At 66.8% G+C, this 3457-nt stretch carries 4 protein-coding genes; 2 read left to right on the top strand and 2 right to left on the bottom strand.

What is annotated here, in order from left to right:
- Positions 1–104 precede the first annotated feature (104 nt).
- The gene (locus QZW52_RS19040) at positions 105–347 is read left to right on the top strand and encodes a sulfurtransferase TusA family protein (RefSeq protein ID WP_294001694.1); all 243 of its coding nucleotides are present in this window, start codon (positions 105–107) and stop codon (positions 345–347) included.
- A gap of 22 nt (positions 348–369) precedes the next feature.
- On the opposite strand, the gene galU is transcribed toward QZW52_RS19040, so the two are convergent.
- Complete coding sequence (galU, locus tag QZW52_RS19035; RefSeq protein WP_294001692.1) at positions 370–1236, bottom strand: UTP--glucose-1-phosphate uridylyltransferase GalU; 867 nt, start codon at positions 1234–1236, stop codon at positions 370–372.
- A 223-nt stretch (positions 1237–1459) separates the two neighbouring features.
- Here galU and QZW52_RS19030 point away from each other — a divergent pair, with 223 nt between their 5' ends.
- Positions 1460–2467 (top strand): NAD(P)-dependent oxidoreductase, encoded by a 1008-nt coding sequence (locus QZW52_RS19030; protein WP_294001691.1) that lies wholly within the window; start codon positions 1460–1462, stop codon positions 2465–2467.
- On the opposite strand, the gene QZW52_RS19025 is transcribed toward QZW52_RS19030, so the two are convergent.
- On the bottom strand, positions 2418–3457 hold a 1040-nt coding region (locus tag QZW52_RS19025; protein WP_294001690.1), incomplete at its 5' end, for a class I tRNA ligase family protein. The two genes, QZW52_RS19030 and QZW52_RS19025, sit on opposite strands and share 50 nt — an antisense overlap.

The raw sequence follows: 3457 nt of genomic DNA, 5'->3' as shown, positions 1-3457 counted from the left end.
GCCAGGAACATCGCCGCGCGCGGACATGCGCGTCTCGCAGGAGGAATCCCCGTCCTCTAGGGCGGGGAGGATGTCAATAGAATCAGGCTCGCCAAGGAACCCTGATGGACACCCAGACCACCGCCGACAAGGACATCGACACCCGCGGGCTGAACTGCCCTTTGCCCATCCTGAAAGCCAAGAAGGCGCTGGCCGATCTGGCCAGCGGGCAGGTGCTCAGGGTGCTGGCGACCGATCCGGGTTCACTGCGCGACTTTCAAGCGTTCGCGCGCCAGACCGGCCATGTGCTGCTCGGGCAGGAGACGCTGCCCGGCAACGAGTTCGTCCACCTGCTGCGCCGGCGCTGAGGCCAGCACAGCCGGGTGAAGCTCAGAACTGCAGGTTCTTGAGGTACTGGCGGAACGAGTCGCCGAGTTCCGGGTGCTTCAGGGCCAGCTCGACGTTGGCTTCCAGGAAGCCTTCCTTGCTGCCGCAGTCGTAGCGGCGGCCTTCGTAGCGGTAGGCGAAGACCTTTTCCCGGCGCAGCAGCGCGGCGATGCCGTCCGTCAACTGGATCTCGCCACCCACGCCCCGCGGCTGCGCGGCGATCTCGTGGAACACGCCCGGCGTCAGGATGTAGCGGCCGGCGACACCCCAGCGCGACGGGGCCTCTTCCGGCGACGGCTTCTCGACGATCTTGCTCACGTCCATCACACGGTCGTTGACCAGCGTGCCGGCGACGATGCCATAACGCTTGGTGTGCTCGGCCGGCACTTCCTGCACGGCCAGGATCGAGGCGCGCCATTCCTTGTACTGCTCGACCATCTGCGCCAGCACCGGCGGTTCGCCCATCATCAGGTCATCGGCCAGCAGCACGGCGAACGGCTCGTTGCCGATCAGCCGCTGGCCGCACAGCACCGCGTGGCCGAGACCCAGCGCCTGCGCCTGGCGAACGTAGATGCACTCCATGTCCTTGGGCTTGACGCTGCGCACGACGTTGAGCAGCTCGGTCTTGTTGGCGTTTTCGAGCGCGACTTCCAGCTCGAAGGTCATGTCGAAGTGGTCTTCGATCGGCCGCTTGTGGCGCCCGGTCACGAAGATCATCTCGCGCACGCCCGCGGCATAGGCTTCCTCGACGGCGTACTGGATGAGCGGCTTGTCCACCACCGGCATCATTTCCTTGGGCTGCGCCTTGGTGGCGGGCAGGAAACGGGTGCCGAGACCGGCGACGGGGAAGATGGCTTTCTTGATCGACATGTGCAGAGAGTCCCTGGGAGAGGTGAATCGTGAAGCGTGAAATGTGACTGGAATGGAGTTGAAGAAACCACTAAAAGACGCCTAAACAGCCTCTTCTGCTTCAATTCTGGCACGGGATCGTGACGATTCGGCGCGTGATCAGGGGGGCCTAAGACACCACCCCCGTGATTAACATCGGAGCCTGTTCATCTCTCACGAATCGTCCGCGAATCGCCACGACACCATGGATCTGCTTGTTGCTGAACCGCTAGAAGCCGAGGTGCTGCATTGGCTGCAGACACGCCATGAGGTCCACTACGCCCCGCGTCTGGCCGACGACCGCAAGCGCCTGGCCGAGGCGCTGGCACAGGCTCGGGCCGTGATGCTGCCGGCGCAGGTACCGGTCAACAACCGGATGCTGGCGCGGGCGCCGTCGCTGCGGGCCATCGGGCGCATCGTCGGCGGGCAAGAGTCGATGGACCTGGACGCCTGCGCCCGTGCCGGGGTGGCCGTGCTGCGCAGCCCGGAGGCGACCGCGCCCGCCGAAGCCGAGTTCATGCTGGGCGCCCTGCTGAGCCTGCTGCGCCCGAACCTGCTGGCACCCCACCGCATCGTCGGCCGCGAGCTGGCGCACTGCACCGTCGGGCTGGTCGGCATGGGGCCGGGCGCACGCCGACTTGCCACGGTGCTGCAGGCACTGGGCACGCAGGTGCGTGGCTACGACCCCGCGCTGCACGCCAGCGGCGAGCTGTGGCAGCACTGGGGCGTGCAGCCGGTGGGCCTGCGCGAGCTGTTCGAGCAGTCGGACGCGGTGTGCCTGCACCTGCCGGTCTACAGCCGCTACGTCGGGCTGCTGGGCGACCGCGTGCTGCCGTGGTGCAAGCCGGGGCAGGTGCTGGTGAGCGTGTCGCCGATCGAGCTGTTCGACGAGGCGGTGCTGGCCGATCTGCTCAACAGCGGGCGCCTGGCGGGCGCCTGGCTGGACAGCGTGGCACCGGGCACGCTGACGCCGGGTCAGCCACTGCACGGCGCAGTCGGCCTGCAGACAACCCCCCGTCTGGCGTCCTACACCCGCGAGGCCCGCCTGCGCAGCGCATGGGGCGTGGCGCGGCAGATCCACGACGTGCTGCGCCGTGCTCCGGACACCGTGCGGGACGGCGCACGGCACGCCGGCCTACACGCGCCGCTGCTGCGCGAACGGGTCAACCCAGCCGCGAGTGCTGCGTCTGCAGCTTCGCCAGCGTCTCGCTGAACAGGGCGATCCGCGCCCGCTCCTGCGCGACCACCGCCGCCGGGGCGCGGGCCACGAAGCTCTCGTTGGACAGCTTGGCCGTCGCCTTGGCGATCTCGCCGGTCAGGCGCGCGATCTCCTTGCCCAGGCGCTCGCGCTCGGCGGCCACGTCGATCTCGACCTTCAGCGCCAGCCGCGCCGCGCCCTGCACCGCCACCGGCGCCATCTCCGTCGCGGCGGCGAACACCGCCTCGTCAGCGATCACCTGCACCTCGCCGAGCTTGGCGAGCGCGCGAATCAACGGCGCGGCCGAGCCGATAAAGTACGCGTCGCCGAAGGTCAACAGCGGCACCCGCTCGGCCGGCGACAGGCCCATCTCGCTGCGCAGCGCCCGAACCTTGCCAACCAGATCCTTCAACCCGTTAACCCATGCTTCCGCATGTGGATCGATCTTCTCCTCATCCCATTGCGGATAAGTTGCAGTCGCAACAGTGTCAGAAGAGCCAGCAGCTTTGCGCCCAGCAATCACAGCCACAACATCCCACAGTTCAGCCGTGATGAAAGGCGTCACAGGATGCAGTAAGCGCAAAACGGTCTCTAGCACTCGAATCAGAGTACGGCGCGTGCCGCGGGCCGCCGCGTCGTCCCCTGCGTCCTTGGCGACCTGTAGCTGTACCTTGGCGATTTCGAGGTACCAGTCGCAGTATTCGTCCCAGACGAACTGGTAGATCGCGTTGGCAACGTTATCAAGGCGATAGTCTGCAAAGCCAAATTCAACAACCTTTTCGACTTTCTGCAACTCTCCGACGATCCAGCGATCGGCCTGGCTGAAGCGCAGGTAGCCGTGGGCCTTGCCGCCTTCCGCGCAGTCCGCCTTGGTGTGCTCCCGCAGGCCGCAGTCCTGGCCCTCGGTGTTCATCAGCACGAAGCGGGTCGCGTTCCACAGCTTGTTGCAGAAGTTGCGGTAGCCCTCGCACCGCTTCGAGTCGAAGTTGACCGAGCGGCCCAGCG

The organism is Sphaerotilus sp., assembly GCF_013299175.1.
Taxonomy (GTDB): Bacteria; Pseudomonadota; Gammaproteobacteria; order Burkholderiales; family Burkholderiaceae_C; genus Sphaerotilus.
The sequence above is the reverse complement of the archived record's forward strand: the minus strand, read 5'-3'. Positions and strand labels throughout refer to the sequence as shown.

Coding starts and splice junctions, on each gene's coding strand:
- QZW52_RS19040 (WP_294001694.1), top strand. CDS start 105: ATGGACACCCAGACCACCGCCGACAAGGACATCGACACCCGCGGGCTG.
- QZW52_RS19030 (WP_294001691.1), top strand. CDS start 1,460: ATGGATCTGCTTGTTGCTGAACCGCTAGAAGCCGAGGTGCTGCATTGG.
- galU (WP_294001692.1), bottom strand. CDS start 1,236: ATGTCGATCAAGAAAGCCATCTTCCCCGTCGCCGGTCTCGGCACCCGT.